Annotated in this window: 16 protein-coding genes and 1 tRNA gene; 10 read left to right on the plus strand and 7 right to left on the minus strand. The window is 64.6% G+C overall.

Going from position 1 to position 15,062, the window contains the following annotated elements; translation table 11 throughout:
- Nucleotides 1-91: 91 nt before the first annotated feature.
- On the minus strand, nucleotides 92-724 hold the full coding sequence (locus V2I30_RS02665; protein ID WP_330660506.1) for a prolyl hydroxylase family protein: 633 nt from the start codon (nucleotides 722-724) through the stop codon (nucleotides 92-94).
- A gap of 238 nt (nucleotides 725-962) precedes the next feature.
- Between V2I30_RS02665 and V2I30_RS02670 the strand changes: the two genes are divergently transcribed.
- From V2I30_RS02670 to V2I30_RS02715, 10 genes are all read left to right on the plus strand, one after another.
- Nucleotides 963-1,039 (plus strand) — tRNA-His (locus tag V2I30_RS02670).
- Between the two features lie 72 nt (nucleotides 1,040-1,111).
- Entirely contained in the window at nucleotides 1,112-2,179 is a 1,068-nt protein-coding gene (locus V2I30_RS02675; protein ID WP_330660507.1) for a Leu/Phe/Val dehydrogenase, read from the plus strand.
- A gap of 94 nt (nucleotides 2,180-2,273) precedes the next feature.
- Nucleotides 2,274-3,044, plus strand: coding sequence for a heme ABC transporter permease CcmC (gene ccmC / locus V2I30_RS02680; RefSeq protein WP_330660559.1), 771 nt, complete (start codon nucleotides 2,274-2,276; stop codon nucleotides 3,042-3,044).
- Nucleotides 3,044-3,184: a heme exporter protein CcmD gene (gene ccmD / locus V2I30_RS02685; RefSeq protein WP_330660508.1), complete on the plus strand. Its 141-nt coding sequence runs from the start codon at nucleotides 3,044-3,046 to the stop codon at nucleotides 3,182-3,184. Before ccmC ends, ccmD begins: the two co-directional genes overlap by 1 nt.
- 10 nt (nucleotides 3,185-3,194) lie before the next feature.
- A complete protein-coding gene (gene ccmE, locus V2I30_RS02690) occupies nucleotides 3,195-3,656 on the plus strand; it encodes a cytochrome c maturation protein CcmE (RefSeq protein ID WP_330660509.1) in 462 nt (153 codons plus the stop codon).
- Between the two features lie 6 nt (nucleotides 3,657-3,662).
- The gene (locus V2I30_RS02695) at nucleotides 3,663-5,657 is read left to right on the plus strand and encodes a heme lyase CcmF/NrfE family subunit (protein WP_330660510.1); all 1,995 of its coding nucleotides are present in this window, start codon (nucleotides 3,663-3,665) and stop codon (nucleotides 5,655-5,657) included.
- Nucleotides 5,657-6,181 carry a DsbE family thiol:disulfide interchange protein gene (locus V2I30_RS02700; protein ID WP_442896888.1) on the plus strand — a complete coding sequence of 175 codons (525 nt, stop codon included), beginning with the start codon at nucleotides 5,657-5,659 and terminating at the stop codon, nucleotides 6,179-6,181. Before V2I30_RS02695 ends, V2I30_RS02700 begins: the two co-directional genes overlap by 1 nt.
- Nucleotides 6,178-6,642 (plus strand): cytochrome c-type biogenesis protein, encoded by a 465-nt coding sequence (locus tag V2I30_RS02705; RefSeq protein ID WP_442896889.1) that lies wholly within the window; start codon nucleotides 6,178-6,180, stop codon nucleotides 6,640-6,642. Before V2I30_RS02700 ends, V2I30_RS02705 begins: the two co-directional genes overlap by 4 nt.
- Nucleotides 6,639-7,283, plus strand: coding sequence for a tetratricopeptide repeat protein (locus tag V2I30_RS02710; protein ID WP_330660511.1), 645 nt, complete (start codon nucleotides 6,639-6,641; stop codon nucleotides 7,281-7,283). The genes V2I30_RS02705 and V2I30_RS02710 overlap by 4 nt, the downstream gene beginning before the upstream one ends.
- Before the next feature lie 114 nt (nucleotides 7,284-7,397).
- Complete coding sequence (locus V2I30_RS02715; RefSeq protein ID WP_330660512.1) at nucleotides 7,398-9,335, plus strand: potassium transporter Kup; 1,938 nt, start codon at nucleotides 7,398-7,400, stop codon at nucleotides 9,333-9,335.
- Here the strand turns inward: V2I30_RS02715 and V2I30_RS02720 are convergent.
- Genes V2I30_RS02720 through dapF form a run of 6 tightly spaced genes read right to left on the minus strand, consistent with a single transcriptional unit; the run spans nucleotide 9,332 to nucleotide 15,055 of the window.
- The gene (locus V2I30_RS02720; RefSeq protein ID WP_330660513.1) at nucleotides 9,332-10,123 is read right to left on the minus strand and encodes a class I SAM-dependent methyltransferase; all 792 of its coding nucleotides are present in this window, start codon (nucleotides 10,121-10,123) and stop codon (nucleotides 9,332-9,334) included. The genes V2I30_RS02715 and V2I30_RS02720 overlap by 4 nt on opposite strands.
- The gene (locus V2I30_RS02725) at nucleotides 10,120-11,502 is read right to left on the minus strand and encodes a M24 family metallopeptidase (protein WP_330660514.1); all 1,383 of its coding nucleotides are present in this window, start codon (nucleotides 11,500-11,502) and stop codon (nucleotides 10,120-10,122) included. The genes V2I30_RS02720 and V2I30_RS02725 overlap by 4 nt, the downstream gene beginning before the upstream one ends.
- Entirely contained in the window at nucleotides 11,483-12,130 is a 648-nt protein-coding gene (locus V2I30_RS02730; RefSeq protein ID WP_330660515.1) for an inner membrane-spanning protein YciB, read from the minus strand. The genes V2I30_RS02725 and V2I30_RS02730 overlap by 20 nt, the downstream gene beginning before the upstream one ends.
- Nucleotides 12,130-13,056, minus strand: a complete 927-nt coding sequence (gene ftsY / locus V2I30_RS02735; protein ID WP_330660516.1) for a signal recognition particle-docking protein FtsY — start codon at nucleotides 13,054-13,056, stop codon at nucleotides 12,130-12,132. Before ftsY ends, V2I30_RS02730 begins: the two co-directional genes overlap by 1 nt.
- On the minus strand, nucleotides 13,053-14,249 hold the full coding sequence (locus V2I30_RS02740; protein WP_330660518.1) for a MiaB/RimO family radical SAM methylthiotransferase: 1,197 nt from the start codon (nucleotides 14,247-14,249) through the stop codon (nucleotides 13,053-13,055). The genes ftsY and V2I30_RS02740 overlap by 4 nt, the downstream gene beginning before the upstream one ends.
- Complete coding sequence (gene dapF / locus V2I30_RS02745) at nucleotides 14,246-15,055, minus strand: diaminopimelate epimerase (RefSeq protein WP_330660519.1); 810 nt, start codon at nucleotides 15,053-15,055, stop codon at nucleotides 14,246-14,248. The genes V2I30_RS02740 and dapF overlap by 4 nt, the downstream gene beginning before the upstream one ends.
- Nucleotides 15,056-15,062: the final 7 nt, after the last annotated feature.

Below are 15,062 nucleotides of genomic sequence, written 5' to 3' on the forward strand. Positions count from 1 at the left end.
CGCTTTGCATCCTCAAGGGTGCATGGGAGGGGCGGTCCGACGGGGCCGCCTTTTTCGTTTCTGCCAGGTTTTCAGTGCCGCGCGGGGGCGATTATCCCCACGGCCGTTCGCGATACCATTTGGTGATGATATATTTGACGCCGCGGCGCACCTTCATTCCGTGGTGCAGTGTTGCCGGATTGACGCCTCCGTCGGGGAGGCGATTGTTCCAGCACAGGAGTTTGCCCTGCTCCGGCTGGAACGTCTTGCCCAAGACCTTGAAACGGGTTGCGCCGCCGGCTTCGACGGCGTTGAGATAGATCATGAACGTCCAGGTGCGCTGGCCCGAAACCGCGCAGAATTGCTCGTAATCCTGACCGTGCGGCTCGAAATAATCGGTATGCGCCTTGAATTCCTGTCCCATAGCATAGCGCTGTCCCTGGATCGGTTCGCCATGCGCCGGATCGATCCCGTTGAGTGCGAAGAGACGTTCTTCCAGTTCCCTGGCGACCGCATTGGTCGGATCGAGGTCGCAGGTTTCGCTGGTGCGGAAGGCTTCGTCGCCATCGCTGTCGGCGATCGTGCTCGGTCTGCGGTCCTGATCGATCAGCGCGATCAGACGGGCACACATTTCGGGTGGCAGAAAGCGCTTGGCCTGGAACAATTCCAGCCCGGAATGAGGCACTCGCTGCACATTCGGAGCCGAGGCGAGCCGTGCCGATACGGTTTCGACGATCTGTTCCATCGCCTCTTTTTGCGCGACCGCTCGCGACGTGGCAAGCGCACGATCCGAGCACGCAACAATCTTGCGTCGGGCGGCAAACGGCGCAGTTTTCACTTCCCAACCGCCCGGCATTATGCAACAGGCTCGCGCCCGCTCACAGCGGCCTTGACCGTGCTTCGGCCACGCGTAAACCGGCGCCCTTGCGCGTCTTGGCGGCGGCCCTTGGCGTAAGGGCCGGGCAGGAGCGGGAATAGGTGTGGCGATCGTAGCTCAGTTGGTTAGAGCGCCGGTTTGTGGTACCGGAGGTCGCGGGTTCGAACCCCGTCGATCGCCCCATTCTCCCTTCAGCCTTCGGCATTTGCAGGCCGGTTGTCGTGTTCGGCGCGTTATCTTCGTGGGGGCCGACACATGACCGCTTTTTGGACCGAACCCGATTTCGACGATCATGAGATCGTCCAGGTCGTGCGCGACCGGGCATCGGGCCTGACGGCGATTATCGCGGTCCATTCGACGCATCTCGGGCCGGGCGCCGGTGGCACCCGGTTCTGGCATTATCCCGACCCCAAGGATGGCCTTCGCGATGCGCTGCGCCTGTCGCGCGGGATGAGCTACAAGAACGCGATGGCCGGACTGCCGATGGGCGGGGGCAAGGCGGTGATCCTGGCCGACGAGGGGCGCACCAAGACGCCGGACATGCTGACCGCCTTCGGAGATGCGGTCGAAGGGCTTGGCGGCCGCTATGTCACCGCGGAAGATGTCGGGATCGGCGAAGCCGACATGGTCGAGGTCGCCGGGAGAACCGCGCATGTCTCGGGCCTGCCGGTCTCGGGAGAGGGCAATGCCGGCGGCGATCCGGGTCCGTTCACCGCACGCGGCATCTATCTCGGCATCAAGGCGGCGGTGAAGCATCGCCTCAAGACCGACAGCATGAAGGACGTCCATGTCGCGGTCCAGGGAACGGGCAGCGTCGGCGGTGGCGTCGCGCGGCTGCTCGCCAAGGACGGGGCGCGGCTGACGCTCGCCGATATCGACAAACACGGCGTCGAAAAGCTGGCGCAGGAAATCGGAGCCGAGGTCGTCGCACCCGACGAAGTGCTCGGGGTGCAATGCGATGTCCTTAGCCCGAACGCGCTTGGCGCCATCCTGAATGAAGAGACCATTGCGAAGCTGAAGGCGCAGATCGTGGCCGGCGGAGCAAACAACCAGCTCGCCCGCGCGCGTCATGGCAAGCTTTTGTTCGAACAGGGCGCGCTCTACGCCCCGGACTACGTGATAAATGCCGGCGGCATCATCTCGGTCGCGACCGAATATCTGGCGCGCCGAGATTCGCGCGAAGCCGATGTAAGCGACGTCCATGCGCTGATCGATCAGATCCCCGGCCGGCTCGAGACGATCTGGCGCGCCAGCGAAGCGGACGGCATCGCGCCTGACATTGTCGCCGACACGATGGCGCAGGAGCTGATCGGACGCGGCTGACGCCCGTCTTGCACATGATCTCCTGTGCGGTTGCGTCTTTTGCGCCCTTGCCGCCAGCGCCTGAGACACTAAATTGGTGAGGGGGATTATTGACGTGCATATCTACGCCAATCCGAAACGCTTTCTGTCGCTCGCGCGGTGGCTGATGCCGCTCCTTTTCTGGAGCGGGTTGGCGCTCGCGCTGGGCGCTATCGCTTGGGGATTGGCGGTGGTCCCGCCCGACCGGCTGATGGGGGAAAGCGTGCGCATCTTGTTCGTGCATGTGCCGGCCGCGTGGCTAGGGATGGGCGGATGGGGCGGCCTCGCGATCGCCAGCGCAGCTTTGCTGATATGGAAACATCCGCTCGCCGGCATTGCCGCGCGCGCGATTGCGGTGCCCGGCATGGTGTTTTGCGCCCTGTGTCTTGCGACCGGCTCGATCTGGGGCCGGCCGACCTGGGGCACCTGGTGGGAATGGGACGGGCGGCTGACTTCGATGCTCGTTCTGCTGTTCCTCTATGGCGGATATATCGCCCTGTCGCAGGCGGCGGCGCGCGAGGGCGGATCTCACAAGATCGCGGCCATTTTCGGCATTGTCGGAGCGATCAACGTCCCCATCATCAATCGCAGCGTCGTGTGGTGGAACTCGCTGCACCAGCCGCCTTCCATCACCGTCGGCAAGAGCGCGATCGACGCGACCTTCCTGGTGCCGCTCCTTATTTCGACGCTGGGTTTCTCGCTGTTGTTCGGCGCGCTCGTCCTGATGCGGATGCGGGCGCTGATCGCCGAGCAGCAGGTCGAGGCGCGCCTGCGCCGCCGGGCGCTCGACGATACGTCGCCTGTGCCCCGTCCGAACCTTGCAGCCGCCGTCGGGGAAGGCGCCTGATGCGCGAGACGCTCGACCATTGGCCCTATGTGATTGCCGCCTATGCGCTGACGCTGATCGCGATCGGCATGCTTGCGGCGTGGAGCTATCGCACGATGCGCCGCGCGGAAAAGCGGCGCGAGGATATGAAACGGAAATGAGAACGGCGCCATGAAAGCCAAACATCAACGCATGACGCTGGTGGTGCTCGCGCTGATCGCGATTGTCGCGGCCGGGCTCATCGCCACCTGGGCGCTGCGCAATCAGGCGAATTATTTCTACCTGCCCGAACAGATGGCCGCCGAGCCTCCGCAGATCGGCCAGGCGGTGCGTCTTGGCGGCATGGTGCAGGAAGGCTCGATCGAAACGCAGGCGGACGGCGTTACCGTTCACTTCGTCGTCACCGGCAACAGCGCGGACGAAATTCCGGTCACTTACAGCGGTATCCTGCCCGACCTGTTCGTCGAGAATTCCGGTGTCGTAGCCGAGGGCAGCCTCCAGGCCGACGGCACCTTCCTCGCGACCAATCTGCTCGCCAAACATGACGAGAATTACGTGCCGCGCGAACTCGAAGGGCTTGAAGGGCATCAGAAGTCGCAGGAATACGCCGAAACGGTCGCGGGGCTTGAGTAGAACGCGATGATCGCCGAACTCGGTCTTGCGGCCCTCTGGCTTGCCACCGCTCTTGCCGCCCTGCAGATGGTGGCCGGCGCGCTCGGCGTGCGGCAAGGCGGGGCGCAGGCCGCGATCTATGCCCGGCCCGCTGCGGTGGTTCAGGCATTCCTCGCGGTGCTCGCCTTTGTCCTGCTGCTCTACGCCTTCGCGATCACCGACCTCTCTATCAAGCTGGTCGCAACCCATTCCCATTCGGCCAAGCCCTTCATTTACAAACTGACCGGAACCTGGGGCAATCACGAAGGTTCGATGCTGCTGTGGATCGCGGTCCTCGCGCTGTCGGGCGGTCTATTGGCGGGGCTGGAGCGCCGATTGCCGGAAACAACCATGTCCGCAACGCTCGGGGTGCAGGGTTTCGTCGCGCTCGGCTTTTACGCCTTCCTGCTCCTCTCCTCCAACCCGTTCGAGCGGCTGCCAGTGCCGGTTCCGGAGGGCTCGGGTCTCAATCCGCTGCTGCAGGATATCGGCCTCGCGATCCATCCGCCCACGCTCTATGTCGGCTATGTCGGCCTGTCGGTCGCCTTCAGCCTGTGCATGGGCGCCTTGATCACCCGCGCGGTGAACCCCGACTTCGCCAAGGTCATGCGCCCTTGGGTGCTTGGCGCCTGGGTCTTCCTCACCTTCGGCATCGCGGCGGGTTCCTACTGGGCCTATTACGAGCTCGGTTGGGGCGGCTGGTGGTTCTGGGATCCGGTCGAGAACTCCTCGCTGATGCCGTGGCTGGCCGCGACCGCTTTGCTCCATTCGGTTAGCGTGCTGGCGGCGCGCGACGCGTTGCGTACCTGGACGATCATGCTCGGCGTCGTCGCCTTCTCCATGTCGATGCTGGGCACTTTCCTGGTGCGTTCGGGGGTGCTCACCAGCGTTCATGCGTTCGCGGTCGATCCCGAACGCGGCACCTTCATCCTCGTCCTGCTCGGCCTGTATATCGGCGGCGCGCTCGCCATATTCGCCGTGCGCGCGTCGAGCATTGCGGAGGGCAAGCGCTTCACCTGGACCAGCCGCGAGGGCGCGCTCGTCTTCAACAACGTCATGCTCTCGGCGATCTTGGCGATCGTGCTGCTCGGCACGCTCTATCCGCTGTTGACCGAGGCATTCGATGTCCGCGTCAGCGTCGGCCCGCCCTATTTCAACCCGGCGAGCGCAATTTTCGCGATCCCGATGTTCCTGGTCATGGCGGTGGGGCCGCTGCTGCGCTGGAAGGATGACAGCCCCAAGCGCATCCAGTTCGAGCTTGCCCTGCTTGCCGCGGTCGTCATCGGCGTGATCGCGCTGGTCGCGGTGCTCGGAGATTACGCGGTGTTGCCGGTGCTCGGCCTCGCGCTGTCGGTCGGGCTCGCCATTGCCGCGTTTTTGCCCTTGCGCGGTCGCAAGCTGGGGCGCGTGCCGACGGCGACCTGGGGCATGATCATGGCGCATTTCGGCGTCGCGGTCTCACTGTTTGGCATGGCCAGCGAAAGCGCCTTCACCAGCGAGAAACTCGCCGCCGTGGCGCCGGGTGGACGCGAGGAAGTCGCCGGTTGGACGATCGAATTGCAAAGCGTCGATCCGGTCGCCGGCCCCAACTGGACCGCGGTCGAGGCGCGTATCCTCGCCTCGCGCGGAGATGGTGAGCCGACGCTCCTCACACCCCAGGCGCGCAATTTCTGGGCGCCGCCACAGGCGACCAGCGAGAGCGCGCTGATCACGCGCTGGGACGGGCAGCTCTACGCCGTGATCGGCGACCAGGCGGGGGTCGACGCAGCCGGCAACACGCGCTGGCAGCTGAGGGTTTGGTGGAAGCCTTTCGTCACCTTCATCTGGTATGGCGGATTGCTGATCGCGCTAGGCGGCGTGCTGGCAATCGTCGGACGGATCGAGGTCGACCTGCGCCGCCGCCGCGCTGCGCGGCTCGCAACGCAGCGGCGGGAGGATATCGAGGCTCTGTCCGCGGGCAGGGCGCCGGAGCCTGCGGAATAATGCGCCTCGTCTATCTCGTTCCGCTCGGTCTGTTCGCCTTTTTCGCAGGGCTGGCCGGTTACATGCTGACGCAGCCCAAAGCGCAGAACGTCCCCTCCCAAATGATCGAGCAACCGCTTCCCGACTTCGCGCTCGAGCCGGCGCTAGAGGGAATGCCGGGCGCTGAACGCGAAGATTTCGTCGGCGGCGAACCGCGGCTGCTCAACATCTGGGCGAGCTGGTGCCTTCCCTGCATCGCCGAAGCGCCGCAGCTCGAACGGCTCAGGGAGGAAGGGGTCGAAATCGTCGGCATCGCAGTGCGCGACCGGCCCGAAGCGGTGGCGGATTTCCTTCAGCGCTACGGCAATCCCTATAGCCGGATCGGCGCGGACGACATCTCTTCGCTGATGCTGGAGATCGGCGCCTCGGGCGTGCCGGAGACCTATGTTATCGATGCCGATGGCAATATCCGTTATCAACATATCGGCGATGTCCGGGCGAGCGACGTGCCGGTCCTGCTTGAGAAGCTGGACGAGGTTCGATGATTACTTCGCCTGTCGCCCGCATCCTTAAAAGCTGGGTTCTTGCACTCGCAGGAATCGCGCTGCTGGCTCTGGCCTTCCCCTCCCAGGCGCAGCAGGCGATGCCGCCTGCGCCCTATGCCTATACGCAGCTTGAGGACCCGGCGCTCGAAGCCGAAGCCACCGCACTTATGGAAACGCTGCGCTGCCTCAAATGCCAGTCGCAAAGTATCAACGACAGCGACGCGCCCATGGCCGGCGACATGCGCCACCAGGTCCGCTCGCGCCTCCTTGCCGGCGAAAGCCCGACCGAGGTGCGCGCCTGGCTGGTGCGGCGTTATGGCGATTACGTCAGCTATCAGCCCGAAGTCAGCGCAACCACCTGGCCGCTCTTCGCGATTCCTCTCCTCCTGCTGGCGATCGTCGGCCTGATCCTGCTCCGCCGGCTTGGCCGCACGCGATCCGACCGGGAAGCGCGGCCATGATCGGCGCCTGGCTCGCCATTCTTGCGCTCGCATTGGTCAGCTTCGCGATCGCGGCCTTCACCCTCAACCTGCCGCAGCGCGGCTTCGCGGTTTTCGGAGCGGTCCTGCTGCTCGGCCTTGTCGGTTACAGTTGGCAGGGTTCGCCCGGACAGCAGGGCAGTCCGACCGCGCCCGACATCCAAATCGATCGCCAGTCGGGTGAGGAGATGGTCGAGGCGCGCCGCGCTCTGTTCGACCCGGCGCGGCCCAAACCCGATTATCTGATGCTGTCCGATGGCTTCGCCCGGCGCGGCCAGTTCGACGATGCGGCGGGGCTGCTGCGCAAGGGGCTGCGCGACAATCCCGAACATCTCGAAGGTTGGCTCGCACTCGGCATGGCGCTGACCGGTCATGCCGACGGCTTCGTCACGCCGGCCGCTAATTACGCCTATGGCAAGGCACGCGCGCTCGATCCGGGCAATCCGGGGGCCGACTTCTTTCTCGGCTTCGCCTTTCTGCAAACCGGCGAAGTGCGCGCGGCGCGCAACACCTGGGCGCGTCTGATCGAAAACTCGCCCGACGACGCGCCCTGGCGACCGGAAATCGAGCAGCGCATCGCCCGGCTCGACCAGATGATCGCCAACGCCCCGATGCTTCAGTAAGGGGCGCTGGCGGCCGGCCATGTTGCGAGTGCGAACCGCGGGTGCTAGAGGGCGCGGCCTTTACAAAGACGCTGCTGTAAGCGCGTCCGATCGCTTCGGGATATGCGCCGAAAGATGAGCGAGATCGCACCCCTCAACGATGGCAGGGCTCTGGAGAAGCACTCCAGCGGGCACGCGCATAGCGGGTCGAAGACGGCGCTCGCGGTGGGCGCGATCGGTATCGTCTTCGGCGATATCGGCACCAGCCCGCTCTACGCCTTTCGCGAGACCTTTGCCGGGACGGCCAATGTCGCGATCGACCGTATGCACGTGTTGGGCGTCGTCAGCCTCATCTTCTGGTCGATGCTGCTGGTCGTCGCGATTCAATATGTGACGATCCTGATGCGCGCGGACAATAAGGGGCAGGGCGGTTCGCTCGCCCTGGTGGCACTGCTTTCGCGCCATATGGGCAAGACGCGCTATGGCTGGCTGGTGGTGCTGCTGGGTGTGTTTGCGACCTCGCTGTTCTACGGCGACAGCATGATCACGCCGGCGATCTCGGTGCTTTCGGCGGTCGAAGGGCTGACCGTGGTCGATGCCGGATTGCAGCAATATGTGATCCCGATCGCGCTCGGGCTGCTGGTTTTCCTGTTCATGCTGCAGGCCCGCGGCACGGCCAAGGTGGGCGCACTGTTCGCGCCGGTGATGATCGTCTATTTCACGGTCATCGCGGGGCTGGGTGGATGGCAGATCATCCAGAACCCCGACATCCTATGGGCGCTCAATCCCTATTACGCGGTGATGTTTTTCGTGACCGACGGGCTGGTTGCATTCCTCGCGCTGGGCGCCGTCGTGTTGGCGGTAACGGGCTCTGAGGCGCTGTATTCGGACATGGGACATTTCGGGCGCGGACCGATGCGTCTATCGTGGTTCGGCTTCGTCATGCCGTGTCTGCTGCTCAACTACTTCGGCCAGGGCGCGATGATCGCCGGGCTGCCGGCAGAAGAGGCCGCGGTGGTAGTCCAGAACCCCTTCTTCTTGCTTGCCAGCGAAGAGTGGCGTCTGCCGCTCGTTTTCCTCGCCACCGTCGCAACTTTCATCGCGAGCCAGGCGGTGATTTCGGGTGCCTTCTCGATCACGCATCAGGCCGTGCAGATGGGCTTTATGCCGCGCCTTTCGATCCTGCATACGAGCGAGACCGAGGGCGGGCAGATCTACATTCCGGTTGTGAACTGGGCGCTGATGGTCGCGGTGATCGTGCTGGTGCTGACCTTCCAGAACTCGTCCAATCTCGCCAGCGCCTACGGGATCGCGGTGACGGGCGCGGTGACGATCGACACCCTGCTTATGGGGCTGCTGTTCGTCAGCGTCTGGAAGTGGAAATGGTGGTACGCGGCCCCTGTCGTCCTGTTGTTCCTGATCGTAGACGGCGCCTATTTCGCCGCCAACCTCACCAAGGTGCCGGACGGCGGCTGGTTCCCGCTGTTGGTCGGCTTCATCGCCTTCACGCTGCTGACTACCTGGTCGCGCGGGCGCAAGTTGATGCGCGAGCGGATGAGCGAGGTTGCGCTCCCGATGGAAATTTTCGCCAAGTCGGCCAAGAATTCCGCCCTGCGCGTGCCGGGGACTGCGATCTTCATGGCCTCGAGCACCGCGGGCGTCCCTTCCGCGCTCCTGCACAATATCAAGCACAACAAGGTGCTGCACGAACGCGTCGTTATCCTGACCGTCGACATCCAGGACGTGCCCTACGTCGATCCGGAGGAACGCTGCGAATATGTCGATATGGGCGACGGTTTCTACCGCGCGGTGCTCCATTATGGTTTCATGGAGGAGACCGACGTGCCCGAGGGGCTGAAAGGAATGGGCATCTATTGCGGGGGGCATTTCGACATGATGCACACCAGCTTCTTCCTTTCTCGCCAGACGCTGCTCGCCAGCGACAAGCCGGGCATGCCGATCTGGCGGGAAAAGGTGTTTGCCTGGATGCTTAGGAACAGCGCCAGCGCGATGGATTTCTTCAAGCTGCCGACCAACCGCGTGGTGGAGCTTGGGAGCCAGGTCGAGATTTAGTGGACCGCGCCGGGATTGCCGATGACGAGGCGCAGCGGCCCATTGAAGAAAGGCTGCGTGCGCAAATGGCCGTATTCTTTGTCCCAGCGCCCGCTTTCTAGATCGCGGGAGAGCGTGCGGACGAACCGTCCAACAGCCTCTTCGGGAACGAGGCTCCAGCTCGAGCAGGCGAGGCGCGCGTTGGGATCGAGAAACATCTCGGGGCGCCCGTAATACGCCTCATTGAAGCCATCCCGGCAACCGAGCGGTATCGGTACCGGTTCGATCCGCCCATTGCCGCCTAATGCAGCGACAAGGCGTTCGATCGCCGGAAACCTCCGTGCCTCGTTTTCGCGCACTTCGGGGATATAATCCGACAGCCAATATTCGTGCATTTGTGCAGGGTCACAAACTAGCAGCACGGTCGGACCGCGCGTGACGCGCTGCATTTCGGCAAGACCTTTCTCCAGGTCAGACCATTGGTGGACCGTCACGCTGGCCATCGACGCATCAAAGCTATCGTCGTCGAAGGGCAGGTCCTCGGCGACGGCGTCGATCGCTCTGACGAGGTGAGCGGGGCGCTGGGCGCGCATGGAGGCCGAGGGTTCGACTGCAGTGACCTCGCGGTCCTCCGGTTCATAAGACCCCGCACCTGCCCCGACATTGAGCACGGCTTGTGCATTTCCGAGCGCGCGGTGGATCTGCGCGGCGATCAGAGGCTCGGGCTGGCGAAATCGGGCATAGCTCGCGCCGATTTCACCGTAATCGACATCGCCGGCGCTTCCGTCGATGCCGCGGGTTTGCCTCATCTCGGATCGTCCGAGGGGATTAGAGTGATCTCCGTCTGCCTCCCGTCGAGGAAACGCACCGTTTCGCCATCGAAATACGCGTCCTCCTCGGTGCGGAAATCGACGCGCTGGCCACCCCATTCGGGGATGGCGGCATAGGTGGTGAGTTCGATCGACCAGGCGGTGTCGGGGCGCAGGATGTCCTCGCCACGCGAGTCGGCATCCTGATTGTCCCAGAAGCCGATCGCCGTGCCTGCGCCGTGGCCGTGATAGCCGATTGGATGCGAATAGATCGAGGGATTGAGCCCTTCCGCAGTCGCGCGGCTGCGGGCATTCGCGAGGATTTGATTTCCGGACAGCCCCGTTTTCATTTCCTCGCGCAGGATGTCCTGCACGCGGTTAGAATTGGCGAGACCTTGTGCGAGGCCTGCGGGCGCCTCGAGCTCGCCCGGTTTCAGCACGTAGGCAAGATGCTGCGTGTCGGTGTTGAGGCGCAGATAGGTGATGCCGAAATCGGTCCAGAGCAGATCGCCGGGCTGGATCACTTCATCGCCGCGCAGGATGCCTTCGGCGCCTTCGCGCTGGATGCCTACAGAAGGGTGAAACCAGGGCTCGAGGCCCAGGCCTAAAAGCCGATCGCGATACCACCACTGCACATCCGCGGCGGTCGTGATGCCCGGCGTGATGACGGCCCGCGAAAAGGCCTCGCCGATGATGGCGTGTGCGATGCGCACGATGCCGGGATACATCTGCATTTCCGCCGGAATGCGCGTTTCGAGCCAGCGCACCGCCAGCTGCTCCCCAGAGATTACCCGGTTCTGCAGGTGCTGCGGCAGGGCGGCGATCATCGCATCGTATTGGCTCTTCGTCATTCCGTCGCCGAAGCGCGTTGCGTCCGACACGTTCACGGCGATGGTCTGGGGATCACGCTCTGCGACGAGGTCGGCGACCGCCTGCCACTGGTGGGGTTCTTCGTCCGGGTCCCAGGCGGGTTCGAACAGGTCGGCGAGGCCATATCGGCTCACCGTCAATCGCTCGATCGGCGCGCCATTCCCCGGATCGTGAAAGATCAGGATCGTGCGCCGCCTCGCGTGAAAGCTCTGCGCATCGAGCATGGTCGCAAGTGCGGGCTCCTCGAAATATTCGCGGCTCATCAGGAGCCAAAGATCGATCCCTTCTTCGCGCATCAGGCGCGGCATCAATGTGTCGAGCCGCTCGGCAAGCAGCCGGTCGATGATCTCGGCACGCTCGCGCGAGTCCAGGATTTCGGGAAGGGCAGGGGCGTCGGCCTCCGCCTCGCTCATCGGCAGGGCAGGCTGCGCTGCTCCCGGCGCGCCAAGGGCAATAACGGCGAGCGCCGCGGCCCACACCGTCCAGTGACTAGGCCGTAGGTGGCTCATTCTTCACCGCTTCCTCTTCGGCATCGATGCTGAGGCCATGCTTCAGCAGCATCGGGATATTGGCGAAGGTAAACAGGAATGTCAGCGGCATGAACACCCAGAACTTGGCCCACAGCCAGCCCTCGAAGCTCATTTGCGCCCGAAGCACCTCGTTGAGGACCGCGAGCACCAGGAAGAAAACGCCCCAGTTGCGCGACAGTTTGAGCCAGCCGGCATCGCTCAAGCCCTCGAATGCCGCTTCGAGCAGAACCTTCAGCAGCGCGCGCCCCGTCGCGTAGCCCGCAAGCAGGGCGATGCCGAACGCTGTGTAAATGATGGTCGGCTTCAACTGCACGAAGGTCGGATCGCCGAAGAATATCGTCAGCGCGCCGAAGCCGACGATGAGCGCCGTCGAGAACCACAGCATCGGCGAAATCCGGCCGAGCCGCCATTTCGAGATCAGCAGGGCTGCGACCGCCGCCACCATGAACGCCCCGGTTCCATATATGATCGCCAGCAGCTCGCTCGCGGCGTTGCTTTCGGACGGCGCGTTGAAGCGATAGACCGCCAGAAAGACGAGTAGCGGCCCGTAATCGACCGCGACGTTGAGCCAGCTCGAAGCGGCGGATTTTGGCTTGGTATCGACCATCAGGCGACCCCGGCGATGACCTTCGCGACGAGGTCTGGATCGAAGGGCCGCAGATCCTCCATCTTCTCGCCGACGCCGATGGCGTGAATGGGGAGGCCATATTGCTCCGCCGCCGCGACCAGCACGCCGCCGCGCGCGGTACCGTCGAGCTTGGTCATGATAAGACCGGTGACACCTGCGATTTCCCGAAAGACGTCGATCTGGGAGAGCGCGTTCTGTCCATTGGTCGCATCGAGCACCAGCACCACGTCGTGCGGTGCTGCTTCGTTCAGCCGCCCCAGCACGCGGCGGATTTTCGCGAGTTCGTCCATCAATTCGCGCTTGTTCTGTAAGCGCCCGGCGGTGTCGACCACCAATGCGTCGATCCCGGTGTCGGTCGCCTGCTTGACCGCATCGAACACGATCGAGGCCGGATCGCCGCCTTCGGGACCGCGCACCAGGTCGACGCCCGCGCGCTCGGCCCAGGTCGCAAGCTGGCCGATGGCCGCGGCGCGGAACGTGTCGCCCGCGGCCAGCAGCACTTCGTAATCCTCCTCGGTAAAGAGGTGCGCGAGCTTGGCGATGGTGGTGGTCTTGCCAGATCCATTGACGCCGATGACGAGGATGACTTGCGGGCGCGGAAAGGCCGTGATCTCAAGCGGCTTTGCGACCGGGCGAAGGATCTCGGCAATCTCGGCGGCAACCGCCTCTTTCAGTTCGCGCTGCGTTATCTCTCGCCCGAAGCTCTTGTCGGCCAGCTTGCTGCGGATGCGGGCGGCGGCGGCGGGGCCGAGGTCGGACACGATCAGTGCATCTTCGATATCGTCGAGCGTCGCGTCGTCGAGACGCGTGGCGACGCCGGTAAGGTTGCTGCCGAGCCGCTCGGACGTCTTGCGAAAGCCGCCAAGGACGCGGTCGCCCCAGCTGGTCTGGCCGTTCTCGCTCATACCAGCACGCCTTCCTCGATGCGGGTGGGGATGACCTCGTGCACTTCGCCGACCGTGCTGCCTTCGGGCAGGCGGACCCGTGCGTAGGAGGGGGAATAGCCGGTGCCGTCGCGCTCGGCGAGGACGGCAAGCGGGGTGCCGAGATGACCCGCGAGCCAGCCGGAGCGGTGCGCTTTGACCGCATCACGCAGTTCGGCCGCGCGCGCTTTCACCGCCGCCCGATCGACCTGCGGCATGCGCGCCGCCGGGGTATCGGGGCGGGGGGAATAAGGGAAGATATGGCCGTGCACGATGTCGAGCTCGTTGATGATCGAAAGGTTGGCCGCGTGATGCGCTGGCGTCTCGGTAGGGAAACCGGCGATGAGATCGGCGCCGATCGCGATTTCGGGGCGGGAGGCTTTCAGGCGCGCCGCCAGATCGACGGCGTCGGCGCGGCTGTGACGGCGCTTCATACGCTTGAGGATGAGGTCGTCTCCATGCTGAAGCGAAAGATGCAGATGCGGCATGATGCGCGCTTCGCCGGCAAGCATTTCGCACAATTGCTCGTCGATCTCGATCCCGTCGAGCGAGGATAGGCGCAGGCGTTCAAGCTCTGCGAAGGCGTTCAGGATGGCCTCGACGAGGATCCCGAGGGAGGGGCTGTCAGGCAGATCATGTCCCCAGCTTGTCAGATCGACACCGGTCAGCACGATTTCTTTGGCGCCTTGCTCGAGGTGACGTTCGACCTCGCGCTGCACTTCGGCGATGCCGAGCGAGCGGCTGCGTCCGCGTCCCTGCGGGATGACGCAGAAAGTGCAGGCGTGGTCGCAGCCATTCTGGACCGCGATAAAGGCGCGAGTGCGGGTGAGTGGCGCCGGGGTTTCGGCCACTGGCACGTTCCAGCTGCGCGGATCGAGCTTGGCGGAATTGGCGATCAGACCGTCGACTTCGGGCATCGCGGCGATCTCCGCACGCTCTATTTCCGCGGCGCAGCCGGTCACCAGCAGGCGCGCATCGGGCCGTGCGCGCCGGGCGCGGCGGATGGCCTGACGGGTCTGGCGCACCGCCTCGCGCGTTACCGCGCAGGAATTGACGACCACGACGTCGCCCGCTTCGCCGAGCATCGCCTGCATCCGCTCGCTCTCGGCGATATTGAGGCGACAGCCGAGCGAGACGACCTCGGGACGCGCCGCGGTTTCGGACCCGGCGCTCATGCGTATTGCTCCCAGTCGAAGGAGCCGCGAAACGCTTCGCTGGCGGGGCCGCGCATCTCGATCGCTTCGCCCTCGCGCCAGTTTACGAACAGGTCCCCACCGGGCAGCGACACGCGCACCTCGTCCTTCACCAGCCCCCGCCGGATCGCCGCGACCGCGCTGGCGCAGGCACCGGTCCCGCAGGCGCGGGTCAGCCCGGCGCCGCGCTCCCAGACCGTCAGGCGCAAATGGTCGTGGCCCGCAAGCGAGACGACGTTAACGTTGATGCCTTCCGGGAAAACTGGGTCCTGCTCGATCTCTGGTCCCCAATGCGCCAGATCGATAGCGGCGACATCCTCGACCAGGAAAACCACATGGGGATTGCCGACATTGATAGCCGTTGGCGCCGCGAGCGGCCCCCAGGCGAGCGGCAGCGATCCGGTGTCCATCGCATAGGCGAGCGGGATTTCCTCCCAGGAGAAGCGCGGTCGACCCATGTCGACACTCGCCTCGCCATTGCCCGGTCGCAGCGCGATGGTACCGCCTGCGGTTTCGACCACCGCCTCGGCCCCGTGCAGCAACGCGACCGCACGCGCGGCATTGCCGCAAGCTTCGACCTCACCGCCGTCGGAATTGAAAATCCGCATGCGAAAATTGTCCGTCTCGCTCGCCTCGAGCAGGATCAGCTGGTCGCAGCCGATCCCCGCGCGCCGGTCCGCCAAACGCGCGGCGACGGGTGCGCTCATCGCAGGCAAGGCTTCCTCGCGCGCGTCGAGCACGATGAAGTCGTTTCCGAGACCGTGCATCTTGATGAAAGGGACCCGCATGGCGAGC

Source organism: Erythrobacter sp. (assembly GCF_036351135.1).
GTDB lineage: Bacteria > Pseudomonadota > Alphaproteobacteria > Sphingomonadales > Sphingomonadaceae > Erythrobacter.

Bases quoted from the DNA above. Each gene is read 5' to 3' on its own strand.
- V2I30_RS02665 (WP_330660506.1), bottom strand. From the start codon at position 724: ATGGAACAGATCGTCGAAACCGTATCGGCACGGCTCGCCTCGGCTCCG.
- V2I30_RS02675 (WP_330660507.1), top strand. From the start codon at position 1,112: ATGACCGCTTTTTGGACCGAACCCGATTTCGACGATCATGAGATCGTC.
- ccmD (WP_330660508.1), top strand. From the start codon at position 3,044: ATGCGCGAGACGCTCGACCATTGGCCCTATGTGATTGCCGCCTATGCG.
- ccmE (WP_330660509.1), top strand. From the start codon at position 3,195: ATGAAAGCCAAACATCAACGCATGACGCTGGTGGTGCTCGCGCTGATC.
- V2I30_RS02695 (WP_330660510.1), top strand. From the start codon at position 3,663: ATGATCGCCGAACTCGGTCTTGCGGCCCTCTGGCTTGCCACCGCTCTT.
- V2I30_RS02700 (WP_442896888.1), top strand. From the start codon at position 5,657: ATGCGCCTCGTCTATCTCGTTCCGCTCGGTCTGTTCGCCTTTTTCGCA.
- V2I30_RS02705 (WP_442896889.1), top strand. From the start codon at position 6,178: ATGATTACTTCGCCTGTCGCCCGCATCCTTAAAAGCTGGGTTCTTGCA.
- V2I30_RS02710 (WP_330660511.1), top strand. From the start codon at position 6,639: ATGATCGGCGCCTGGCTCGCCATTCTTGCGCTCGCATTGGTCAGCTTC.
- V2I30_RS02715 (WP_330660512.1), top strand. From the start codon at position 7,398: ATGAGCGAGATCGCACCCCTCAACGATGGCAGGGCTCTGGAGAAGCAC.
- V2I30_RS02720 (WP_330660513.1), bottom strand. From the start codon at position 10,123: ATGAGGCAAACCCGCGGCATCGACGGAAGCGCCGGCGATGTCGATTAC.
- V2I30_RS02725 (WP_330660514.1), bottom strand. From the start codon at position 11,502: ATGAGCCACCTACGGCCTAGTCACTGGACGGTGTGGGCCGCGGCGCTC.
- V2I30_RS02730 (WP_330660515.1), bottom strand. From the start codon at position 12,130: ATGGTCGATACCAAGCCAAAATCCGCCGCTTCGAGCTGGCTCAACGTC.
- ftsY (WP_330660516.1), bottom strand. From the start codon at position 13,056: ATGAGCGAGAACGGCCAGACCAGCTGGGGCGACCGCGTCCTTGGCGGC.
- V2I30_RS02740 (WP_330660518.1), bottom strand. From the start codon at position 14,249: ATGAGCGCCGGGTCCGAAACCGCGGCGCGTCCCGAGGTCGTCTCGCTC.
- dapF (WP_330660519.1), bottom strand. From the start codon at position 15,055: ATGCGGGTCCCTTTCATCAAGATGCACGGTCTCGGAAACGACTTCATC.